The following is a 22043-nucleotide window of genomic DNA, read 5'->3' as shown; positions in this document are numbered from 1 at the left end:
ACGGTCGCCCGCCCGCGCCTGATACGCACTTCGGCTAGGCCGAGCCGTGCTGCCACGCGTCGCCCGCCGCCGCAAGCCGCGTCGGGCGGCGAAGCCGCCAGATCACCACCGAACGCTCGGCGGGATCGAGGGCGATGCGGTGGGTCTTGCCGCGCAGCTCGAACTTGTAGCCGAGCAGCAGGTCCTCGACCTCGACGGCGCCGTCATCGGGCAGGCCGAGTTGCCAGAGCGGCACCTCGTAGGTGCATTCCTGGCGGTTCCTCGGGTCGAGGTTGACCATGCAGAACACCGCGTTGTCGCCGGACGGCGTCATCCGCAGGTAGGCCAGGATCTGCTCGTTCCAGGCCGGGGTGAAGACCACGTTACGGAAATCCCAGAGCGCCGGGTTCTCGCGCCGGATGCGGTTCAGCGCGATGATGTGGTCGCGGATGTTGCCGGGCCGGTAATAGTCCCAGGCCTTCAGCTCGTATTTTTCCGAGTCGAGGTAATCCTCCTTGCCGGGGACCGGCGCGGATTCGCACAGCTCGAAGCCGTTATAGATGCCGTAGACGCTCGACAGCGTCGCGGCGAGCGTGCCGCGGATGACGAAGCCCGGCCGGCCGCTGGTCTGGAGGAAGACCGGGTTGATGTCCGGCGTGTTGGCGAAGAAGTTCGGGCGGTAATACTCGCCCATCTCGCCGGCCAGTTCGGTCGCGTAGGTCGCCAGCTCGTCCTTGGTGTTGCGCCAGGTGAAGTAGGTGTAGCTCTGCTGGAAGCCGGCCTTGGCGAGCTTCTTCATCATCTTGGGCCGGGTGAAGGCCTCGGCGAGGAAGAGCACGTCCGGGTAGCGGTCGTTGACGTCGCGGATCATCCAGTCCCAGAACGGGATCGGCTTGGTGTGCGGGTTGTCGACCCGGAAGATCTTCACCCCCAGCTCGACCCAGCCGACGATGATGTCGCGCAGCTCGGTCCACAGCGACGGCAGGGCGCCCTCGCGGTAGAAATCGACGTTGACGATGTCCTCGTACTTCTTCGGCGGGTTCTCGGCGAACTTGATCGTGCCGTCGGGCCGCCAGTCGAACCATTCCGGGTGCTGCTTGATCCAGGGATGGTCCGGCGAGCACTGGATGGCGAAGTCGAGCGCCACTTCCATGCCATGGGCGTGGCTCGCCGCGACGAGGCGCCGGAAGTCGTCGAGCGTGCCGAGGTCCGGATGCACCGCCTCGTGGCCGCCCTCCTCCGCACCGACCGCATAGACCGAGCCGACATCGCCGTCCTTGGCCTTCAGGGAGTTGTTCTTGCCCTTGCGGTTGGTGCGGCCGATCGGATGGATCGGCGTGAAGTAGAGCACGTCGAAGCCGAGTTCGCGGATCTCGGGCAGGCGCGCGATCACGTCGTCGAAGGTGCCGTGGCGGGTCGGGTCGCCCGATTGCGAGCGCGGAAAGATCTCGTACCAGGCCGAGAACCGGGCGGCGAGCCGATCGGCGACCACCTCCAGCACCACCGGATAGCGCGAGAGGTTCACCCGCTCCGAGTTGCGGTGGATCAGCGCCGTCTGCTCCAGGAGCCGCATCAGCTGCGCGGCCGAGCCCGCCTCGTCGGCGTCGAGCGCCGCGACGAGGCCGGTCAGCGCGGCGGCGTCGCTCCCCTCGGCCAGCGCCGCCGCCCGCTTGACGAGGCCGACGCCCTCGATGGTCTCGAGCCGCACGTCGATCCCGGCCTGGCGCTTCTTCTCCAGGCCGCGCAGCCAGGACGAGAAGTCGTCGCGCCACGCCTCGACCGTGTACTCGTAGCGGGCGTTGCGGGTGAGCGGGAAATGGCCGTGCCAGCGGTCGTTGTCGACGAACAGCATCGGGTCGCGGCGCCACTCGGTCTCGCCGGCCAGCCGCGAGAGCACCGCGGCGTTGATGACGTCGTGCCCGTCGGTGAAGATGTCGGCCTCGACATGGACCTGGTCGCCGACGACCCGCTTGATCGCCGAGCGGCCGCCATCGATCTCCGGGCTCACCGCCTCGATGACGACGCGGCCACCCCCGTCCGGGCTGGTGCGGCGGGGCCGGCGCATCGCGCCGATGCGGCGGGCGGCGAGGATGCGCACCGCGCGGGGTTCGAGGCCGATCGACTGGTCGGCCCGGAAGACCAGCGGAGCGACTTCGGGCGTCAGATCCTGGAACGGGCCGAACTCGCCGCCGGTGCCGGCGATGAGCGGCGCCGGATCGACGGCGACGGGCGCATCGGTCGGATTGTAGAGCACGATCACGGCGTTCTCGGCCGAGCCGGTATGGCCGGTATCGATCCGGATCAGCGCGACATACGGCGCGTCGGGCGCCGAGAGGCGCCACTGCGCACCCTCGACATTGGCCGCGGGCAGATCGGCGCGCAGGCGGTTCACCGCCGCGACGAAGCCCGAGATGTCGATGCCGGTGTGGTGCTCGCGACTCTCGGGCGTCGTCTCGACCACGTGGAGCGCCTTCGCGTAGCCCCACTCGTAGCCGATCGGCATCAGCACGCCGGCCGAGAAGAAGGCGGCGAGCGCGTAGCGGCTCTTGAGTTCCGCCGCCGCCGCCTCCTTCCCGCCCTCGAGCGAGGCGGCCAGCCGCGGCATGTCGTGGTTTTCCGGGAAGGCGATCGAGGGCGCCAGGATGCGCAGGCGCTCGTACTGTTCCAGGGCCCAGGGCGCCTTCAGGTCCCACCAGGCGAAGGAATTGAACAGGTAGTCGAACCCGGCCTCCGCCGTTGCGCGGGCCTCCTCGAAGGTGCAGCCCAGCGTCTCGGCGGCGAAGAGCGCGGCGTGGTCGCGCTGCTTGGCGGCGCCGATCAGGCTGCGCCAGACGTCCGGCGGCACCTTGTAGGCGGCGTCGCACCGGAAGCCGGCGACGCCCAGAGCCTGGAGCCGGGCGATGTAGCCGTTCCACAACTCCGTCAGCGCGGTGCGCGGGCCGGCCTCGACGTAGTCGAACTCGGCGAGGTCGCCCCAGACGGTGATCTTCGAGGGATCGTCGGGATCCACCGCGTGCGGGCTCACCGGCGCGCCGGAGGCATCGCGCACGAAGAGATCGGGGCGCTCGTGGGCGAGCCTTCCATCGTTGGCGGCGTGGTTCACCACCAGGTCGGTCATGATCTTCAGGCCGTGCCCGGCTGCCGCCGTACAGAAGCGGCGGATCTGCTCGTCGTCCGGCGTGCCGTCGAGGTCGCGCAGGCGCTCATCGAGGTGGTCGATGTCGGCCACGGCGTAGAGCGAGCGCGAGCCGCCGGCCTGATGGAACGGGTTGAGGTAGACCCAGTCGAAGCCGAGCTCGGCGATGCGGGGGAGTTCCGCGGTCCAGGCCGAGACCCGGCCGACCAGAAGGGGAAAGAGGTTGTAGATCCGCGGTCCGGCCGCCAGCGGCGCCAGGGTGGCCGGCAGCGGCGTCACCTCGCGGGTGCGCTTCGCCGGCTTCGTGCTGGTGCGGGGTACGTTCATCGGCCCGGTCCTGCCTGCTTCTCTCGAATCATCTCGGGCGGGTTCGCATGCCCCCTCGGGGCACGCGAACCCGTGGTCTCAAGTGGCGGAGCGACGCAGAACCGCCAGGGGGAGACGCGCGAAGAGTCGATCGACGGACACATGCCGCCCCTCGGCCCGGACCTCGTCGCCGGTGACGAGGTCGCGCCAGACGCTGCCCTCCGGCACCGGCAGGACGGTGCCGGCGAAGGCCCCGGCGACCGACCGGCCGTCCTCGCCCGCGAGATCGTCCGCGAGGTTGTCCGCGAGGTGGCGCGGCACCGCGACCAGCAGGTCGCCGGCCTCCGAGCCCGCCGTCGCGTCCTGGCGCAGGAAGGCGACGACCCGCGTCGCCCCCTCTCCCTCGGCGGCGACCGGCACGTAGTCGGCCTCGGCGTAGAAGCCGGGATGCGCGGCGCGGTCGGCGAGCAGCCGGGCCAGCACCCGCTGCTTGATGCGCCCGTCCGGCCAGGCGGCGAGCAGGTCCTCCAGGGCCGTGTCCTGCCCGAGCGCCGCCTCGCGCTCGGCGTAGTCGACCGGGCGGCGGTTGTCGGGATCGACGAAGGAGAAGTCCCAGAACTCCGTGCCCTGGTAGATGTCGGGCAGGCCCGGCAGGGTGCATTTCAGGGCCGAGCGGGCGAGGCCCGTCACCATGCCGACCCGGGCCAGCCGCACGGCGAAGGGCCGGAACTCGCGCAGGAACTCCGAGCCCGGCGCCACCAGGGCGTCGAAGAGCTTGGCGACCGCACCCTCGTAGGCCTCGTCGACATTGACCCAGCTCGACCGGCGCTTGCCCTCGCGCATCGCCTTCTCGGCATAGGCGCCGAGCCGTCGGCGAAATGCCTCGACGTCCTTCGGGTCCGGGTTCTCCGCCAGCAGTTCCAGCGGCCAGGCACCGAGGATCGCCTGCAGGAACATCCACTGGTCGTTGGCGTCGGGGGCCGGTTCGCCCTCGACCGCCGTGAGGTGCGGCTCGGCCACGCGGCCCCAGAGGTCCCAGGCCTGCGCCCATTCCCCCGGGATCTCGGAGAGGGCCAGAAGCCGCGTGCGGGCATCCTCGCCGCGCTTGGTGTCGTGGGTGGCCGTGGTGATCATCGCGTTCGGCCAGTCGCGGGCGCGGGCGGCCTGGAGCCCGTGAAAATGCTCCGCGGTGAGGCCGTACTCGCCCGGATCGCCCCCGACCTCGTTGAGCGCCAGAAGCTCGACGAAGCGGTAGAACAGCGTGTCCTCCAGGCTCTTGGCCATGACCGGGCCGGTGAGCTGCTGGAAGCGGCGGCGGAAGCGGCGCACCACCTCCGGGTCGGGCCGGCCCGGTCCCTCGGTGTCGAGCCGTCCGAGCAGCACCCGTTCGGCGAAATCGTGCACCGAACGGTCGGGCAGGCTGGACCGGCGCTTGGCCTTGCGCACCGTGTCGCCGATGAGCTTCAGGTCCTCCGCCTCGATCTCGTTCTCGTCGAGCTCCTGGGGCAGGTAGCTGCGATAGACCGGGAACCGGGCGACGATCTCGGACAGGGCCTGGCGCAGCGCGTTGACCGAGAAGTCGCGGGTGCGCCGGTCGGCGTCGGCCACCTGCTTGAGGTCCGAGGTCAGGACTTCCAGCTCGCTGGCGAAGCTGGTCTCCAGGATCTCACCCTTCACGTTGCGCAGGAGATGCGCATAGGGCTCGTCCATGCCGGTCGCCCCGGCATAGAGCCCCGCCACGGCCTCCCGCTTCACCTGGTCGACGAACAGCCCGTCGATCTGGTTGAGGACGTCGTAGCCGGTGGTGCCGGCGATCGGCCAGGGGCGCAAGCGCTCGCCGGGCTCCAGGATCTTCTCCACCACGATGTAGAAGCCCGGTCCGAGCGCCGCCTGGAGCGCGCGGGCGTAGCCCGCCGGGTCGGCGAGCCCGTCGATATGGTCGATGCGCAGCCCGTCGATCCGCCCCTCGCGGATCTGGCGGAACAGCATGGCGTGGGCGCCCTCGAACACCCGGCGATCCTCGACCTTGAGCCCGGCGAGCGAGTTCACGTCGAAGAAGCGGCGGTAGTTGATGTCGCTCGCCGCGACCCGCCAATGGGCGAGCCGGTAGGCCTGGGCCTCCAGGATGCGGTGGAGCGCCCCGAAGCTGTCGGGATGACCCTTGAAGCCGTTGACGAGCGTCACCGCTCGGTCGATCGCGGCCTTCAGATCGGGCGAGGATGCCACCGCATGGGCGAGGCGCCGCTTCAGCCCTTCCGCCTCCTCAGGGTAGCCGGCCTGGCGCTCGGCATTGGCCTCGTCGCCCATCCGCCGCAGGCGCTCGGAGATCGACAGCACCTCGGCCGAGGCCTCGTCGCCGACCTCCGTCAGCGCGGCGAGCGCCCGGTCGAGGACGATTGGGTAGCTCAGCGGGTTGACCGGGAAGCGGTGCTCGAAGTGCCAGACGCTGAGGGCGCCCTCCTCCGGATCGAAGGCGAGCTTCAGGTCGCCCTTCTCCAGGGCCTCGCCGTAGCGGTCGCCGAGGAACGGCACGACGAGCTTGTTGCGGGCGCCCAAGCGACCCCAGTCGATGTCGAAGGCGTCGGCGGCCGGCGACAGCGCGCCCCATTCGAGCACCGAGAGCCACCACGGATTGTCGGCGCCGCCGACACCCATGTGGTTGGGCACGATGTCGAGCAGGAATTTCAGGCCGTGGGCCTTCAGCACGTCGCTGAAGCGGACGAACGCCTCCTCGCCGCCGAGCTCCGGGTTGATCTCGCGGTGGTCGACGATGTCGTAGCCGTGCATCGAGCCCGGCCGCGCCTTGTGGATCGGCGAGGCGTAGACGTGGCTGATGCCGAGCTTGGCCAGATACGGGATGATCTTCGCCGCGTGGTCGAAGGTGAAGTCCTTGTGGAATTGCAGCCGGTAGGTCGCCCGCGGCGGCGGCGAGGCCAGTCGCGCGGCGCCCGAGCGCGGGCCCCGCGCCTCCGCCGCGAGCGAGGAGGCGAGCTTGGCGAGCGGCCCGCCGGGCGCCGCGATCGCGTCGAGGTCGCGGTCGAGCTTGCGGCGCCAGTTCGGGTAGCCCTCGGTGACGCCCGGCATGTTGGCCTGGCTCACTTCGCCCAGAATGTCCTCGTACTGCACCGCCGTCAGCACCGACGGCGCGCGGGCGAGGAAGCGCACGGCCGCCTCGAAGGGCGGCTCGGCCGGTACCTCGCTCGTCGGGATCAGGCCCTCCTGGTTCAGCGCCTCGGCGAGGCGCCGGCGCTCGTGGACCCGCTCGTCGCGCTCGGATCCCGCCCGGTCGGCGTCGTAGAGGCCCAAGGACTGGCGCAGCTCCGTATCGACCCCGCGCCACCAGCCGACGAAGGTCGGCAGGTCGTGGGTGGTGATGGCGCAGAGCGCGTCGCGCGGGTACTCGGCCGGGCGCTTGAAGCTGCCGCCCTCCCCCCGCTCGAAGGACAGGATGCGGTAGCTCAGGATGCCGGCCTGCATCAGCGCGTCCGAGAAGCCGGCCGGCGCGGTGCCGAGGTCTTCCGCGATGACGAGGCACTTCGCCCGGTGGCTCTCGAGGCGCAGCACCGCCAGCATCGCCTCGAACGGCATCGCCACGTAGGCGCCGCCCTTGGCGCCCCCACCGACCGGGATCAGGAACAGCCGGGCGAGCTGGAAGGCGTGATCGATGCGGATCGCGCCGGCATGGCGCATGTTGGCCTGGACCAGCGCCCGGAAGGCCGCGAGGCCATCGCGTTCCAGCTCCAGCGGATCGAAGGGCGGCAGGCCCCAATCCTGGCCGTTCGGGGCGAGGATGTCCGGCGGCGCGCCGATCGACAGCCCGGCGGCGAAGCGCTCGGGATGCGACCAGATCTCCGAGCCGCCGCGATCCGCGCCGACCGCGAGGTCGCGGTAGAGCCCGAGCCGCATGCCGGTTGCGAGGCCCCGGGCGGCGGCCTCGGCGAATTGCCGGTCGGCGAGGAATTGCAGCCAGGCGTGGTAGGACACCCGCTCCTGATGCTCGGCCGCGAAGGCCGCGACCTCGGATGTGCCGTTGCGGCGGTAGGCTTCCGGCCAGTCGCCGAGCCAGTTGGCACCACCTTGCGCGAAATGCTCGGCCAGGGCCTCGAAGGTGGCGTGGGCCTCCAGGTTCTCGCCGCCCGCGGCCCGGAAGGCGAGGTAGTCGGTGTCGCGTCCGGCCCGGGCCGGCGAGTCCTGCCACAGGGCTTCCAGCACCGGGCTCAGCACCTGCCAGATGCCGGCGTGATCGACCAGCGAGGCCTCGCGCAGGCGTGCGATCTCGGAATCCGAGTCCCGCAGGAGCACTTCCGCCCGGCTGCCGGCGAAGCCCGGCAGGGCGGAGGGCGCGATGTAGAGCGTCTCGAGGAACAGCCGCGAGGACGGCGAGTAGGGCGAGACCTTCTGGCGATCGGTCGAGAATAGGGCGTGGACCGGGCTCAAGCCCAGGAACGCCGCGCCCTTGGCGCCGGCATCGGCGGCGGCCCGGCCGGCATCCGCGTAGGTGCCGATGCCGAGGTTGTCGGCCGAGCGCAGTCCATAGAGCTGGGCGGCGAGGCCCCAGTCGCGAGCCCCCTCCTCGGCCAGCGCCCGCGGGCGCCAGCAGCGCTGGGGCGCGGCGATCACGGTAGCCTCGGCCCGCCGCTCGCCGAGCGTCACGACGAGCTTGTGGTAGCCGGGGGTGAGGGGCGGCAGCTCGATCGCCTCGGTGCCGGGGGTGAGCGCCACCCGCCCGTCGCGGGCGGTGCCGCGCTCGTCGGTGACGCGCCAGCTCAGCGTGCCGGAGCCGCCTTCCGGCCGGACCGGCACCCGCGCGGCGCGCCTGGCCTCGACCGGCACCAGCGGCGGCACGAGGCCGTGGCGCAGGGCATGGATGCGGCCGAGGCTCGCCCGCGCCTCCTCCTCGGTGCCCGCAGGCAGGCCGAGGGCGGCGAGCAGCCCCCGGCGCACGGAGAGCGGGGTCTCGACGCGCTGGCCGAAGGCGTCGGTGTAGTCGGCGGCGATGCCCGCCTCATCGGCGAGCCGCGCGACGACATCCTCGGTCACGGCCATCTCAACGCACCTCTTTCACGAACATGCCCGACCAGGCGGGCAGGACCAGGGAACCGTTCTCGCCCTCCGTCACGGCGGGCGAGCGCCAGACGACACGGCCGGGAGGCTTCGGGAGGGCGAAGGGCTCGCCCCCAAACACCCCGACGAAGCGCAGATCGCCCCCGGCATACGACCAGGTGACGTCGATCGTGTCGGGCCGCGGCAGGGCGTAGCGGCCGCCCTGCCAGGCGGTCTTCGTCAGCGGCACGATCTCGCGCTGTCGCAGAGCCAGGAGCGCGGTGGTGTCGGCGAGCACCTCGCGATGGGGCGAGCGGTCGCGCTCCGCCCAGTCGAGGGTAGAGCGTTGGAATGTCTCCTCCGCGGTCGGATCGGGGATCGTCTTCGCCTTCTCCTCGTCGGCGAAGGCCGCGAAGCTCTTGAACTCGCGACGCCGGCCGTCGCGCACCGCCTTGTTCAGCTCCTCGTCGGGAGCGAAATCGACGAAGAACAGGAACGGCGTCGAGGCCGACCATTCCTCGCCCATCCACAGCATCGGGATCTGCGGGCCGAGCAGCAGGCCGGCGCGGGCGAGCGCCAGCCTGTCGGGCTCCGCGAGATGGCTCAGGCGCTCGCCCAGCGCCCGGTTGCCGACCTGATCGTGGTTCTGCAGGAAGGTGACGAAGGCCGAGGGCGGCAGGTGACCGGAGGGCTCGCCGCGCGGGTGATCGTCGAGGGTCTTGAACGGCTCGCCCTGGTAGGCGAAGCCCTCGGCGAGGCTGCGGGCGAGATGCGCCGCCGGCTTGTCGGCGAAGCTCTCGTAGTAGCCGGCCTCCTCGCCGGTGAGCAGGATGTGCCACCCGTGATGGGTGTCGTCGGCCCATTGCGCGCTGTGATGGCGCGGCTGTCCCGCCCCGTCCCGTTCCAGCCAGGAGGCCTGGTTGGCCTCGTTCTCCAGCATCAGGTGGATCGGCCGGTCGGGGAACGCGGCCCGGATCCGCTCGGCGAGCTCACCGAGGAAGTGCTTGTCGGAATCGTCCTGGATCGCGTGGACGGCGTCGAAGCGCAGGCCGTCGACGTGGAATTCCTCCAGCCAGTACAGCGAGTTATGGACGAAGTAGTCCCGCACCACCTGGCCGCTGGTCTTGCCATCGAAGTTGATCCCCGCGCCCCAGGGGGTCTGGTGGCGCTCGGTGAAGAACGTCTTGGCGTAGGCGTTGAGGTAGTTTCCGGCCGGTCCGAAGTGGTTGTAGACCACGTCCAGGAAGACCATCAGGCCGAGCGCGTGCGCCCGGTCGACGAGGCGGCGCAGGTCGTCGGGAGTGCCGTAGGCGGAATCCGGCGCGTAGGGCAGCACGCCGTCGTAGCCCCAGTTGCGGGTGCCCTTGAAATCGGCCAGCGGCAGGAGTTCGATCGCGGTCACGCCGAGGTCGCGCAACGCCTCCAATCTCTCCGCCAGTGCCGCGTAGGTGCCCTCGGGCGTCGCCGTGCCGATATGGGCCTCGTAGATCACCGTCTCCTCGAACGGGCGGCCCTTCCAGCCTCCGTCGGTCCACGGGAAGGCGGCGGGATCGATCACCTCGGAGAGGCCCGAGACGTCCTCGGGCTGGAAGCGCGAGGCCGGGTCCGGCACCACGAGGTCGCCGTCGATCCGGTAGCCGTAGCGGGCCCCGGCGCGCACGCCCGGCACCGTCAGGCGGCGCCAGCCCTCGCCCGCCTCCGGCAGCGGATGCTCGCTCCCGTCGAGAACCAGGGCGACCTCCGTCGCGGTCGGCGCCCAAAGGGCGAAGCGCACGCCCTCCGGTCCGATCTCCGCACCGAATGGCATGCTGTGGGCGCGCCGCATCGGGCCACCATCCTTTGAAAGCGTGAGGGCAAAGAGCGAGTCGGGACAGCGTGGGGGCCGCCGCTCTGGAAATTCCGCCGGCCTGTCGAGGTTCCGCACTGCGGAAGGCCAGGCTTGCGGCGGGAGCTAAGGCGGCCGGCCGTCCCGGCAATGGCGGATCTCCACCATCCCTGTTGGCCGACTCGCATTGTTCTGGGGACGAGGTGCGGGGTGCCGGATTCGCGCGATCCGGCGCCACGTCCGGGAACCCGGACGCGTCGGCTCGAGGGAAGATCGGCTCGAAACAGTGGTCTTGAGTGAGGCGAGGCTCAGAACGCCCAGGCCAAGGTCGCGGCGAGGGCGACCGCGAGGGTCGCGCCGGTCGCCGTCATCGCCATCCGGTTGAGGCCGGCCCCCGCCGCGGCGATGCCCTCCTCGGCGAAGCCGAAGGCCTGACCGGCGGCCAACTCGGCGCGCGCGAGGGTGAGGTGACGGGTCTGGCTGTCGCGGACCGGGCGTCTGGCGGCTCTCATCGTCGGGTCGCTCCTGTGGCGCGGCCTGTCCGGCCGGCGAATGCGCGACCGATTCGACAACGGGTGGTCATGGCCGAGGTTCCGGCGCGCCCGTGTCCGTCACCGGGCTTTAAGGGAATTTGTTTACGTCTCGGTGACTCTGGTACGGGTTCTGCTGCGCGGCGGTCCCGGACCGCCCGCCCGTACGCGACCATGCCACGCCCGACACCCCCGGAAACCCCTTTTTGTTCCGCGTTTGTTCCGGTATAGGGAGAGGATGACCTCGAATGCTGCCAGAGCCCTTCCCCCACCGCGAGGCCGTCGCGTGAGCGAGGCCGCACGAGACCTGTTCGGAGCGGGCGGCAAGCCTCCCGGGGACAAGACCCCCGAGGGCAAGCCGCCGGCCGAGCCGTCCAAGGCCGATCAGCTCAAGGCCGATCGGCTCAAGGCGGATCAGCCCAAGGTCGAGCCGCTCAAGCGTCCGAAGCCGGTCGCCGTGCCTCCGCCCGCGGAGGCGGCGGAGGCCGGCTACGATGCCTCGGCGATCGAGGTGCTGGAGGGGCTGGAGCCGGTGCGGCGCCGGCCGGGCATGTATATCGGCGGCACCGACGAGAAGGCGCTGCACCACCTCTTCGCCGAGGTGATCGACAACTCGATGGACGAGGCGGTGGCGGGCCATGCCAGCTTCATCGAAGTGGAGCTGCAGGAGGACGGCTGCCTCGTCGTGACCGACAACGGCCGCGGCATCCCGGTCGACCCGCACCCGAAATTCCCGGGCAAGTCGGCGCTCGAAGTGATCATGACGACGCTGCATGCCGGCGGCAAGTTCGACTCGAAGGTCTACGAGACCTCCGGCGGCCTGCACGGCGTCGGCATCTCGGTGGTGAACGCCCTCTCGGACCTGCTCGAGGTCGAGGTCGCCCGCAACCAGACGCTCTATCGCCAGACCTTCTCGCGCGGCCACGCGCAGGGACCGATCGAGACGGTCGGGCGCGTGCAGAACCGGCGCGGCACGCGGGTGCGCTTCCACCCCGACGCCGAGATCTTCGGCGAGCACCGGTTCGATCCGCGCCGCCTGTTCAAGATGGCGCGCTCGAAGGCCTACCTGTTCGGCGGGGTCGAGATCCGCTGGCGCTGCGCGCCCTCGATGCTGGACGGGGTCGAGAACGTGCCGGCCGAGGCCGTGCACCGCTTCCCGGCCGGCCTGAAGGACTATCTCGCCCGCGAGATCGACGGCAAGGAACTGGTCGCCGACGGCGTGTTCGCCGGCAAGGTGACGAAGCCGGGCAGCCACGGCTCGCTCGAATGGGCGATGGCGTGGTTGTCGAACGACGACGGCTTCTCCTCCTCCTACTGCAACACCATCCCGACGCCGGAGGGCGGTACCCACGAGAGCGGGATGCGGGTGGCGCTGCTGCGGGGTTTGCGCGACCACGCCGAGCGGGTCGGCCAGGTCAAGCGGATGGCCTCGGTCACCGCCGACGACGTGATGGCAACCTGCGCGGCGATGCTGTCGGTCTTCATCCGCGAGCCGGAATTCCAGGGCCAGACCAAGGACAAGCTCGCGACGCTCGAGGCCTCCCGCATCGTCGAGGCGGCGATCCGCGACGCCTTCGATCACTGGCTCGCCGCCTCCCCGGCCCAGGCCAACAAGCTCCTCGACTGGGTGATCGACCGGGCCGAGGAGCGCCTGCGCCGGCGCCAGGAGAAGGAGGTCGCCCGCAAGACCGCGACCCGCAAGCTGCGCCTGCCGGGCAAGCTCGCCGATTGCTCGAAGGCCGGGGCCGCCGGCTCCGAGATCTTCATCGTCGAGGGCGATTCGGCCGGCGGCTCGGCCAAGCAGGCGCGGGATCGCGCCACCCAGGCGATCCTGCCGTTGCGCGGCAAGATCCTCAACGTCGCCTCGGCGAGCCGGGACAAGCTCGGGGCCAACCAGCTCCTCTCGGACCTGACCCAGGCGCTGGGCTGCGGCCTCGGCAACCAGTACCGGCACGACGACCTTCGCTACGAGAAGGTCATCATCATGACCGACGCCGACGTCGACGGCGCCCACATCGCCTCGCTGCTCATCACCTTCTTCTACCGGCAGATGCCGAAGCTGATCGAGGGCGGCCACCTCTACCTCGCGGTCCCTCCCCTCTACCGGCTGACGCAGGGCGCCAAGAGCGCCTATGCCCGGGACGACCGCCACAAGGAGCAGCTCCTCAAGACCACGTTCAAGTCGGGCAAGGTCGAGATCGGGCGCTTCAAGGGCCTCGGCGAGATGATGCCCGGCCAGCTCAAGGAGACCACCATGGACCCCAAGAAGCGCACGCTCCTGCGGGTCGAGGTGGTCGAGGAGGCGCGCGACGCCACCGGCGACACGGTGGAGCGGCTGATGGGCAACAAGCCCGAGGCCCGCTTCGCCTTCATCTCCGAGCGCGCCGTCTTCGCCGACGAGATCGAGCTCGACATCTGATCGGCCCCCGCCGAGAAGGGAGGGACGATCCGACGAAAGAAAGGCCCGGCCGCGGGAGCGGCCGGGCCTTTCTTTCGTCCGCACGGTGCGCACGAGGATCCCAGACCCCCTGCCCCCGCCGGGACCCACCCCCGAAACGCGAAGAGCCCGGCCGTGAGGCCGGGCTCCGCTCCGTCCGGGGACGGACAGTTCAGACTAGAAGCCGTTGAACTTGTAGTTCAGGCCGGCGCGGACGACCGCGAACTCGGTCTCGCGACGGTACAGGTTGGCCGGGCCGACCGACACGACGCCCGGCGAGAACACCGAGTACTGCGTGCCGTTGACGGTCTGAGCGAACACGCCGTTGTTGCGGTTGCCCTGATCCAGGTTCACGTACAGGCCTTCGACCTTGAGGGTCACGGCCGACGAGCGGAAGAAGTTGAAGAACGAGTCGGTGGGCAGAGCGTACTCGACGCCGCCGCCGACGACCCAGCCGGTCTGGAAGTTGTCGCGCGAGCTGTTCGGCAGGCCGAAGTCGCGGCCGCCGCCCGAGCCGTAGGCGAAACCGCCGGTGGCGTACACGAGGGTGCGGTCCCAGGCGTAGCCGAGGCGGCCACGGACTGTGCCGAAGAAGTCGAGGCCCGAGATGCCGTTCGGGTTGAAGACGAGCGTGCCCGGGTTGATGCCGGCGCCGGCCGCGGTGGCGAAGGCGTAGCGGTTCCGGTCACGGCCGAAATCGGCGTACTGGGCATCGGCCTCGAGGCCGACGACCACGCCCGAGCCCGGGGTGAACTGGTAGTTGTAGCCGATCTGGCCGCCGCCGACGAAGCCGTCGTTGCTGTTGCGGTTGCCGAAGGCGAGGACGCCGGTGGTCGGGACGCCGGCGCCGGTCACGAAGACGCTGCTGGCGGCGTTGACGCCGGCCGGCACGCCGACGACGGTCGGGGCGCGGGTGTCAGCGGTGTTGAAGCCGTAACCGGCGTTGAAACCGGCGTAGAAGCCCGTCCAGGTGAAGACCGGCACCGGGGTGAAGACCGGCGGGGGGGCCACGCGGCGCGGGAGGTCGGCGGCCGAGGCGGCGGCGGACAGGCCGACGAGGGCCACGGAGGCGAGGAGGATCTTCTTCATTGTCTGACTGGTCCTGATTGGCGAGAGCCGGCGCGCTTCTATCCCCGGTCGGTCACCCGGTCTGTCGCATTCCTGCAACGAGGACAGGGTTTACCCCTCCACCCGTCAACGAACCGTGAATCGGCGGCGACCTGCGCCGGAAAAAATCGAGCCAGTGCGGTCACTTGGCATTAACCATGGTGCCGCAGCCTCACACCCGACGACATCCACCGAGGCAATCGCGATGGCCGGTTCCGGGCGCCCTTCCCTCCTCAGCCATACCTGGGCGATGGCCTTCCTCGTCGTTCTGGTCTCGCTCGCGGTCCTTCGCGTCCTCGCCCCGCCCGGCCCGGAACCGGCTGCCCTCGCGGGAAAGACGATCGCGTTGCGCGGGCTCGTCGAGCCCGAGACGACCGGGTCGATCGCCGGGGAGGCCGCCCGGACCCGGCTCGATCCCTGCACGGCGGGACCCCGTCCCTGATTTCCCGGCATCTCCGCGCGCGGGAGCGGCGCGTGCATGACGGTCATCACCGGACAAATGACGGCGGACACTTGACAAGCGGGCGCGCATCGGGCGTGTCCTGCGTGCGGTCGCGTGCCCGACGCGACGGAGCAATGGCGTGAACGTCCCGCCTCGGATGACCGGCGCGGGACTGGCTGCGAAACGACTTTGCCTCCCGGCCGTTGCCGCGACGGTTTCTCCGCGCCGGCCCGATCCGCCCGCGCGCAACGGTTCTCCTCAGGATGTCATTCGCCGAACTGGGTTTAAGTGAGAAGGTCCAGCAGGCCGTCGAGGCCGCGGGCTACACCACGCCGACCCCGATCCAAGCCCAAGCCATTCCGCACGTTCTGGCACGGCGCGACGTGCTGGGCGTCGCCCAGACCGGCACCGGCAAGACGGCGGCCTTCACGCTGCCGATGCTCACCCTGCTCGAGCAGGGCCGAGCCCGCGCCCGGATGCCGCGCACGCTGATCCTCGAGCCGACGCGCGAGCTCGCCGCGCAGGTGGTGGAGAACTTCGAGCGCTACGGCTCGAACCACAAGCTCAACGTGGCGCTCCTGATCGGCGGCGTCTCGTTCGCCGACCAGGACATGAAGATCACCCGCGGCGTCGACGTGCTGATCGCGACGCCCGGCCGCCTCCTCGACCATTTCGAGCGCGGCAAGCTGCTGCTCACCGGCGTTGAGCTTCTCGTCATCGACGAGGCCGACCGGATGCTCGACATGGGGTTCATCCCCGACATCGAGCGCATCGTGAAGATGGTGCCGTTCACCCGCCAGACGCTGTTCTTCTCCGCGACGATGCCGCCGGAGATCCAGCGCCTCGCCGACGACTTCCTGCACAATCCCGTCCGCATCGAGGTGGCGCGTCCCGCCTCGACCGCCACCACCATCACCCAGCGCCTCGTGGCGACGGGCGGCGAGGGGCACCAGAAGCGCAAGACCCTGCGCAAGCTGATCCGGGCGGCGGAAGAGCTGAACAACGGCATCATCTTCTGCAACCGCAAGCGCGACGTCGCGCAGCTGCAGAAGTCGCTGGCGAACCACGGCTTCAACGTCGCGGCGCTCCACGGCGACATGGACCAGCGGGCCCGCATGGCGGCGCTCGACGCCTTCCGCTCCGGCGAGGTGCCGCTGCTCGTCGCCAGCGACGTCGCGGCCCGCGGCCTCGACATCCCGGCGGTGAGCCACGTCTTCAATTTCGACGTTCCGCACCATGCCGAGGACTACGTCCACCGCATCGGCCGCACCGGTAGGGCCGGCCGCGCCGGTGCCGCCTTCACGCTGATCGGCCGGGGCGACGAGAAGTCGCTCGCCGCCATCGAGACCCTGATCGGCCAGCCGATCGCCTGGGCGGAGGGCGATCTCGCCAGCCTGCCCGACGAGGAGCCCGGCGAGTCCGACGACCGCCGCCGCCGGGGCGGTCGCGGCCGCCGCGAGGAATCGCGCCGGGACGAGGGACGCCGCGAGGAAGGCGGCCGCCGGGACGAGACGCGCCGGCGCCGCGCCCGCAGCCCCCGTACCGAGGAGGCCGCTCCAGCCCGCCGCAACGGCGAAGCGCAGGCGTCCGACGAGCGGCCCGCCGCCGAGGAGCGTCGTCCGCAGGACGGTCGGTTGCAGGAGGCCCGCTCGCACGAGCCCCGCTCGCAGGAGCCCCGCTCGCAGGAGCGTCGTCCCCAGGACGATCGCCGTCCCCGCGACGAGCGGGCCTCCAGCCGCCGCAACGACCGAGGCCGCAGCCGAGACGACGACGCGATGCCGGACGCCGTGGTGGGTCTGGGTGATCACGTTCCGGCCTTCCTGCTACGGCCGGTTGTGCTGAAGAAGCGCAAGGAATCCGAGTAGACCCCGGTTTTTTGCCTGGCCGGCGCTCCGGGAGCGCCGGCTTTAACTGCTTCTCCACGGAACGAGCGTAAACATCGCGGAACGGTGCCGGCATGAAGCCGGTGCCCAGCGCGGAGACGTTCGATGCCTGACCTGAGCAGCGCCGACCTCGATCGGAGCTTCTTGTTCGGTCAGCGGGCGATGGAGCTGATGAAGGCGTACCGCTCGTCGGCGACGCCGCGCAGCTACGCCGTCTGGTACACGTACGTCGCCGGCCTCAACCCGCAGCTGACCGAGACCGTCAAGCGCCTCACCGCCGAGCACGGCGCGCTGACCGACAACGCCGTCGATCACCTGTTCGAGACCTATCTCGACGGCCGCCGGCTCTCGAGCGAGACCGAGCGGGCGAGCAACGGCGTGCTGGCCGAGATCGAGCAGATCATGGAGATGCTCGACACCGCGCTCGGTTCGACGGCACGCTACGGCGCCTCGCTCCAGGCCTTCAGCCAGGACCTCGCCGCCCCGGCGGTGAACCGGGCCCGGGTGCGCGAGATCATCTCCTCGCTCGTCGTGACCACGCGGGACGTCGCGGCCAACAACCGCACCCTCGAAGCGCGGATGCGGGAGAGCCGCAACGAGATCGAGACCCTACGCGAGACCCTCGAGGCGGTCCGGGTCGAATCCCTGACCGATCCCCTCACCGGCATCGGCAACCGTAAGCACTTCGAGGAAATGCTGCACAAGGCCGTCGACCATTCGGCGGTTCAGGGCCAGCCGGTCTGCCTCGTGGTCCTCGACATCGACCACTTCAAGCGCTTCAACGACCTTTACGGCCACCTCACCGGGGATCAGGTGCTGCGCCTGGTGGCGATGACGATGCGCGAGAGCGTCGAGACCCGCACCACGATCGCCCGGTTCGGCGGCGAGGAATTCGGGATCATCCTGCCGGACTGCGACCGGACCAGCGCCCGCGAGGTGGCCGAGAAGGTCCGCACCAGCGTCATGGGCCGCGAGCTGGTCAAGCGCTCGACCGGCGAGAGCCTCGGCCGGATCACGATCTCGGTCGGCGTCGCGGTCTACCGGCGCGGCGACACCGCGGTGTCGCTCCTGGAGCGCGCCGACCACTGCATGTTCACCGCCAAACGCTCGGGCCGCAACCGGGTCGTCGACGACGGCACTTCGGCCGACACCATGAACGACGTCGCCTGAGCCCCGAGGGGCCGAGGCGGCGAGGGGCCGCCCCGGAGGACGCTGCCCTCAGGCGTGGGCGGCGTTGAGCGCGTTGGGGTCGACGGGCGTGATCGCGACCGACTCGCCGCAGCCGCAGGCCGAGGTCTGGTTGGGATTGTTGAACACGAACTGCGACGACAGCTTCGTGGTCTGGTAATCCATTTCCGTCCCGAGCAGGAACAGCACCGCTTTCGGGTCGATGAAGACGCGCACGCCCTTGTCCTCGACCACGTCCTCGCCGGCTTTTCGCTCCTCGGCGTATTCCATCGTGTAGCTCATCCCGGCGCAGCCGCCGTTCTTGACGCCGACGCGCAGGCCCGCGATCGGGCGTTCGGCGTCGGCCATGATGCCCTTGATCCGCGTGGCGGCGGCGTCCGTCAGCGACATCACCTTGAAGCTCGGTGCCATGGTCAAAACTCTCTCCGGCGGCCGGGTTCAAGGCCCGGGCGGTTGAGGCGTGAGGTTACGTCTCGGAAGATAAGCATCCCGTTGCCGATGGTCCACCGGAGGGATGTGCTAGGATGGGACCGCACGGAGGCGGCCATGGCGGATGCGGCGCGGCGGCGGATGACGCCGGAAGAATTCTTTCGCTGGCAGGAGGGCCAGGACGAACCCTTCGAGCTCGTGGACGGCGTTCCGGTGCCGAAGCACCGGATGATGACCGGGGCGAGCGTCCAGCACGATCGGGTGACGGTGAACGTCATCGGCATTCTGTATGGTCAGCTTCGCGGCTCGCGCTGCCGGCCGACGACCGACGACGTTTCGCTCCGTACCAGCATCACCACGATCCGGCGGCCCGACGTCACGGTCGAATGCGGCGAACTGGTCTACGACACCCATGAGTCCCGGGAGCCGCGCCTCGTCGTCGAGGTCGCCTCTCCCTCCACCACTGCCGTCGACCGGACCGTGAAGCTGGAGGAGTACAAGCGCCATCCGACGCTCCGGTACATCCTGCTCTTCGAGACCGTGGCTCCGGTCGCCCTGCTCTACCGCCGCGAGGCGGAGGGATGGCAACCGGAGCTGTTCGAAGGCCTCGACGCCGTCATCGCCTTGCCGGAGATCGGCGCGAGCCTGTCCCTCGCCGATGTCTATGACGGTCTTACCTTCGCACCGCGTATCACCGACGCGATGCGCTGAACCGGCTCACCACATATCCAGCGCGATGCGGGCCTCGTCCGACATCCGGCTCTGATCCCACGGCGGGTCGAACACCATCGTGACGCTGCAGCCGGCGATGCCCGGCACCGCCGAGACGGCGTTCTCGACCCAGCCCGGCATCTCGCCGGCCACCGGGCAGCCCGGGGCGGTGAGCGTCATGTCGATGGCGACGTTGCGGTCGTCGGCGATGTCGACCCGGTAGATCAGGCCGAGCTCGTAGATGTCGGCCGGGATCTCCGGATCGTACACGGATTTCAGCGCCGCCACGATGCCGTCGGTCAGGCGGTCCATCTCCTCCGGCGGGATCGCAGGAGCGGTCACTTGCGCGTTCAGCGGCGGGGTCGTCGCGCCGGTCGCGGCGGGGGTATCGGTCATGGGGTCCTCACGCGAACATCCGTTCGGCCCGGGTCAGGGCCGAGACGAGGGCGTCGATCTCCGCCGTCGTATTATACAGGCCGAACGAGGCGCGACAGGTGGAAGTGGCGCCGAACCGCTTCAGGAGCGGCATGGCGCAGTGGGTGCCGGCCCGCACCGCGACGCCCTGGCGATCGATCACCGTGGCGACGTCGTGGGCGTGCGCGCCCTTCATCTCGAAGGCGATCACCGCGCCCTTGGTCTTGGCCGTGCCGATGATCCGCAGGCTGTTCATGCCCCGCAGGCGCTCCTGGGCGTAGGCCAGCAGATGCGCCTCGTGGGCGGCGATGCGCTCGCGGCCGAGGCTCATCATGAATTCGAGCGCCGCGCCCAGTCCGATCGCCTCGATGATCGCCGGGGTTCCGGCCTCGAACCGGTGCGGCGGCGCGTTGTAGGTGACGCGCTCCTCCTCGACGATCTCGATCATCTCGCCGCCGCCCTGGTAGGGAGGCAGGCGCTCCAGCCACTCCTTCTTGCCGTAGAGCACGCCGATCCCGGTCGGTCCGTAGACCTTGTGGCCGGTGAAGACGAAGAAGTCGCAATCGAGGGCCTGGACGTCGATCGCCTGGTGGACCGCGCTCTGCGCCCCGTCGAGCAGCACGGGCACGCCATGGGCATGAGCGATGCGGACGATGTCTTCCGCCGGGGTCACCGTCCCGAGGACGTTCGACATGTGGCTGATCGCCACCATCTTGGTGCGGGGCGAGAAGAGCTTCTCGTATTCCTCGACCAAAAAATTGCCCTCGTCGTCGACGGGGGCGAATTTCAGCACGGCGCCGCGGCGCTCGCGCAGGAAGTGCCAGGGCACGATGTTGGAATGGTGCTCCATGATCGACAGGATGATCTCGTCACCCTCGCCGATCAGGCCGGCCCAGCCCATGCTGCTCGCCACGAGATTGTAGGCCTCGGTGGCGTTGCGGGTGAAGATGATCTCGTCGGTGGAGCGGGCGTTGAGGAACTGGCGCGTCGTTTCGCGCGCGCCCTCGAAGCCGTCCGTCGCCGCATTCGCCATGAAGTGCAGGCCGCGATGCACGTTGGCGTAGGCCGTCTCCATCGCGCCCGACATCGCGTCGATCACCGCCCGCGGTTTCTGCGCCGAGGCGGCATTGTCGAGATAGACCAGCGGCTTGCCGTAGACCTGCTGCGACAGGATCGGGAATTGCGCCCGGATCGCCTCGACGTCGTAGGGGGTCTGGAGGACGGGTGCGTTCATGTCGGGCTCTCGTGCATGGGCGTGAGAGGGGCCGGCCCTTGGGCCGGCCCGATCGTTTCTTAGCCGCGGCGGGCGAGCCAGGCCTCGGTCTCGGCGATCATCGCGGCGCGGGCCCCCTCGTGGGTCACCACCTCGATCGCCTCGCCGAGGAAGGCCTGGACCAGCAGGCTCTCGGCCTGAGGCCGCGGCAGGCCGCGGGCCATCAGGTAGAACAGCAGGTCGTCGTCCGGCGCGCCGCAGGTGGCGCCGTGGCCGCAAGCCACGTCGTCGGCGAAGATCTCCAGCTCCGGCTTGTTCATCATCTGCCCCTCGTCGGTGAGGAGGAGGCAGTCGGACTTCATCTTGCCGTCGGTCTTCTGGGCGATCTGGCGGACGATGATCTTGCCCTGGAACACGCCGGTGGCGTCGCCGTCGATGACCGTCTTGAACTGCTCGCGGCTGATGCCGCCGACGGCGGCATGGTCGGCGAGCAGCGTCGAATCGGCGAGCTGGCCGTCGCGGATCATCGCGGCGCCGTTGACGGTGGCGGTCGCGTCGTCGCCCGCGAAGTGCAGGTAGAGCTGGTGGCGCGACAGCACCGCGCCGGTCACCACGTTGACGGTCTCGATGTGAGAGCCGGCACCGAGGCGGGCCGAGACGGTCGAGAGCGCGATCGCCGCGTCGCCCTCGATGTTGAGCCGGCTGTGCAGCACGCGGGCGCGGTCGCCGATCACGACGTCGAGGACGTCGTTGGGCTGGTAGGCGATCCCGTCCGGGCCCTCGTGGCTCTCGAGGATCGTCACCTCGGATTCCTCGCCGGTGACGACGAGCACGCGGGTCGCGGTCGAGAACGGCGCCGAGCCGGTGCCGACGAAGCGCAGGTGCAGGGCGCGCTCGATCTTGGCGCCGGCCTCGACCCGGATCACCGCCCCGTCCGCCATGAAGGCGGCGTTGAGCTGGTAGATCGGGTTCTCGCGGGTCTGCTCGACCGGAGCGAGATGGTCGAGGAGCGGATGCCCTTCGGCCATGGCCTTCGCGAAGGTCACCACCTCCAGGCCCTCGGGCAGGCCCGAGAGGTCGGAGAGCGCCGCGACCAGATGGCCGTTGACGAAGGTCAGGCGCGCGGCCTCGATCCCGGCAAAGCCCCGGGCGGTCTTGACCGCGTTGCGCGCCGTCTCGGCGTCGGGGACCTCGGCCGGCGGGGCGGCCTCGCGCACGGCGGCGCGCAGGTCGGTGTACTTGAAGGCCTCGACGCGGCGGTGGGGCAGGCCCGCCGCCTCGAAATAGCGAAAAGCCTCCTCGCGGGCGATGGCCGCGCCGGGGAGCTTGAGCCGCTGGACCTCGAAAAGCTTCGACAGCCCGGTCTCGGCGGCGGTGCGGAGGGTCGTGACGTCGGCCAT

The 22043-nt window shown here is 70.2% G+C and carries 14 protein-coding genes; 5 read left to right on the top strand and 9 right to left on the bottom strand.

Features of this window, described 5'->3' with window-relative positions; all coding sequences use genetic code 11:
• Positions 1-34: 34 nt before the first annotated feature.
• The 4 genes from miv_RS22125 to miv_RS22110 form a co-directional block, all read right to left on the bottom strand.
• On the bottom strand, positions 35-3442 hold the full coding sequence (locus tag miv_RS22125) for a maltotransferase domain-containing protein (RefSeq protein WP_207178900.1): 3408 nt from the start codon (positions 3440-3442) through the stop codon (positions 35-37).
• Between the two features lie 78 nt (positions 3443-3520).
• Positions 3521-8467, bottom strand: coding sequence for a malto-oligosyltrehalose synthase (locus tag miv_RS22120; RefSeq protein ID WP_207178898.1), 4947 nt, complete (start codon positions 8465-8467; stop codon positions 3521-3523).
• Between the two features lies 1 nt (position 8468).
• Positions 8469-10289 (bottom strand): malto-oligosyltrehalose trehalohydrolase, encoded by a 1821-nt coding sequence (gene treZ, locus miv_RS22115; RefSeq protein WP_207178896.1) that lies wholly within the window; start codon positions 10287-10289, stop codon positions 8469-8471.
• Between the two features lie 308 nt (positions 10290-10597).
• Positions 10598-10801, bottom strand: a complete 204-nt coding sequence (locus miv_RS22110; RefSeq protein WP_048427256.1) for a hypothetical protein — start codon at positions 10799-10801, stop codon at positions 10598-10600.
• A 304-nt stretch (positions 10802-11105) separates the two neighbouring features.
• On the opposite strand from miv_RS22110, the gene parE reads away from it, so the two are divergent.
• A complete protein-coding gene (gene parE / locus miv_RS22105) occupies positions 11106-13238 on the top strand; it encodes a DNA topoisomerase IV subunit B (protein WP_207178894.1) in 2133 nt (710 codons plus the stop codon).
• Positions 13239-13433: 195 nt separating this feature from the next.
• Here parE and miv_RS22100 read toward each other — a convergent pair whose 3' ends face one another.
• A complete protein-coding gene (locus miv_RS22100) occupies positions 13434-14345 on the bottom strand; it encodes an outer membrane protein (RefSeq protein ID WP_207178892.1) in 912 nt (303 codons plus the stop codon).
• 223 nt (positions 14346-14568) lie between these two features.
• Here miv_RS22100 and miv_RS22095 point away from each other — a divergent pair, with 223 nt between their 5' ends.
• The 3 genes from miv_RS22095 (at position 14569) to miv_RS22085 (ending at position 17858) form a co-directional block, all read left to right on the top strand.
• Entirely contained in the window at positions 14569-14805 is a 237-nt protein-coding gene (locus miv_RS22095; RefSeq protein WP_207178890.1) for a hypothetical protein, read from the top strand.
• A 263-nt stretch (positions 14806-15068) separates the two neighbouring features.
• Complete coding sequence (locus tag miv_RS22090) at positions 15069-16670, top strand: DEAD/DEAH box helicase (RefSeq protein ID WP_207178888.1); 1602 nt, start codon at positions 15069-15071, stop codon at positions 16668-16670.
• Positions 16671-16793: 123 nt separating this feature from the next.
• Positions 16794-17858 (top strand): GGDEF domain-containing protein, encoded by a 1065-nt coding sequence (locus tag miv_RS22085; protein WP_048429138.1) that lies wholly within the window; start codon positions 16794-16796, stop codon positions 17856-17858.
• Between the two features lie 48 nt (positions 17859-17906).
• Here miv_RS22085 and sufA read toward each other — a convergent pair whose 3' ends face one another.
• Positions 17907-18287 carry a Fe-S cluster assembly scaffold SufA gene (gene sufA, locus miv_RS22080; protein WP_207178886.1) on the bottom strand — a complete coding sequence of 127 codons (381 nt, stop codon included), beginning with the start codon at positions 18285-18287 and terminating at the stop codon, positions 17907-17909.
• 135 nt (positions 18288-18422) lie between these two features.
• On the opposite strand from sufA, the gene miv_RS22075 reads away from it, so the two are divergent.
• Entirely contained in the window at positions 18423-19016 is a 594-nt protein-coding gene (locus tag miv_RS22075) for a Uma2 family endonuclease (protein WP_207178884.1), read from the top strand.
• A 6-nt stretch (positions 19017-19022) separates the two neighbouring features.
• Here the strand turns inward: miv_RS22075 and miv_RS22070 are convergent, their stop codons facing one another.
• From miv_RS22070 to miv_RS22060, 3 genes are read right to left on the bottom strand one after another with little or no spacing between them, the layout of a single operon-like run.
• Positions 19023-19412, bottom strand: coding sequence for an SUF system Fe-S cluster assembly protein (locus tag miv_RS22070; RefSeq protein ID WP_091751497.1), 390 nt, complete (start codon positions 19410-19412; stop codon positions 19023-19025).
• A gap of 7 nt (positions 19413-19419) precedes the next feature.
• Complete coding sequence (locus tag miv_RS22065) at positions 19420-20664, bottom strand: cysteine desulfurase (protein ID WP_207178882.1); 1245 nt, start codon at positions 20662-20664, stop codon at positions 19420-19422.
• Between the two features lie 59 nt (positions 20665-20723).
• Positions 20724-22043 carry a SufB/SufD family protein gene (locus miv_RS22060; protein ID WP_207178880.1) on the bottom strand — a complete coding sequence of 440 codons (1320 nt, stop codon included), beginning with the start codon at positions 22041-22043 and terminating at the stop codon, positions 20724-20726.

Source organism: Methylobacterium indicum (assembly GCF_017347565.1).
Taxonomy (GTDB): Bacteria; Pseudomonadota; Alphaproteobacteria; order Rhizobiales; family Beijerinckiaceae; genus Methylobacterium; species Methylobacterium indicum.
The sequence above is the reverse complement of the archived record's forward strand: the minus strand, read 5'-3'. Positions and strand labels throughout refer to the sequence as shown.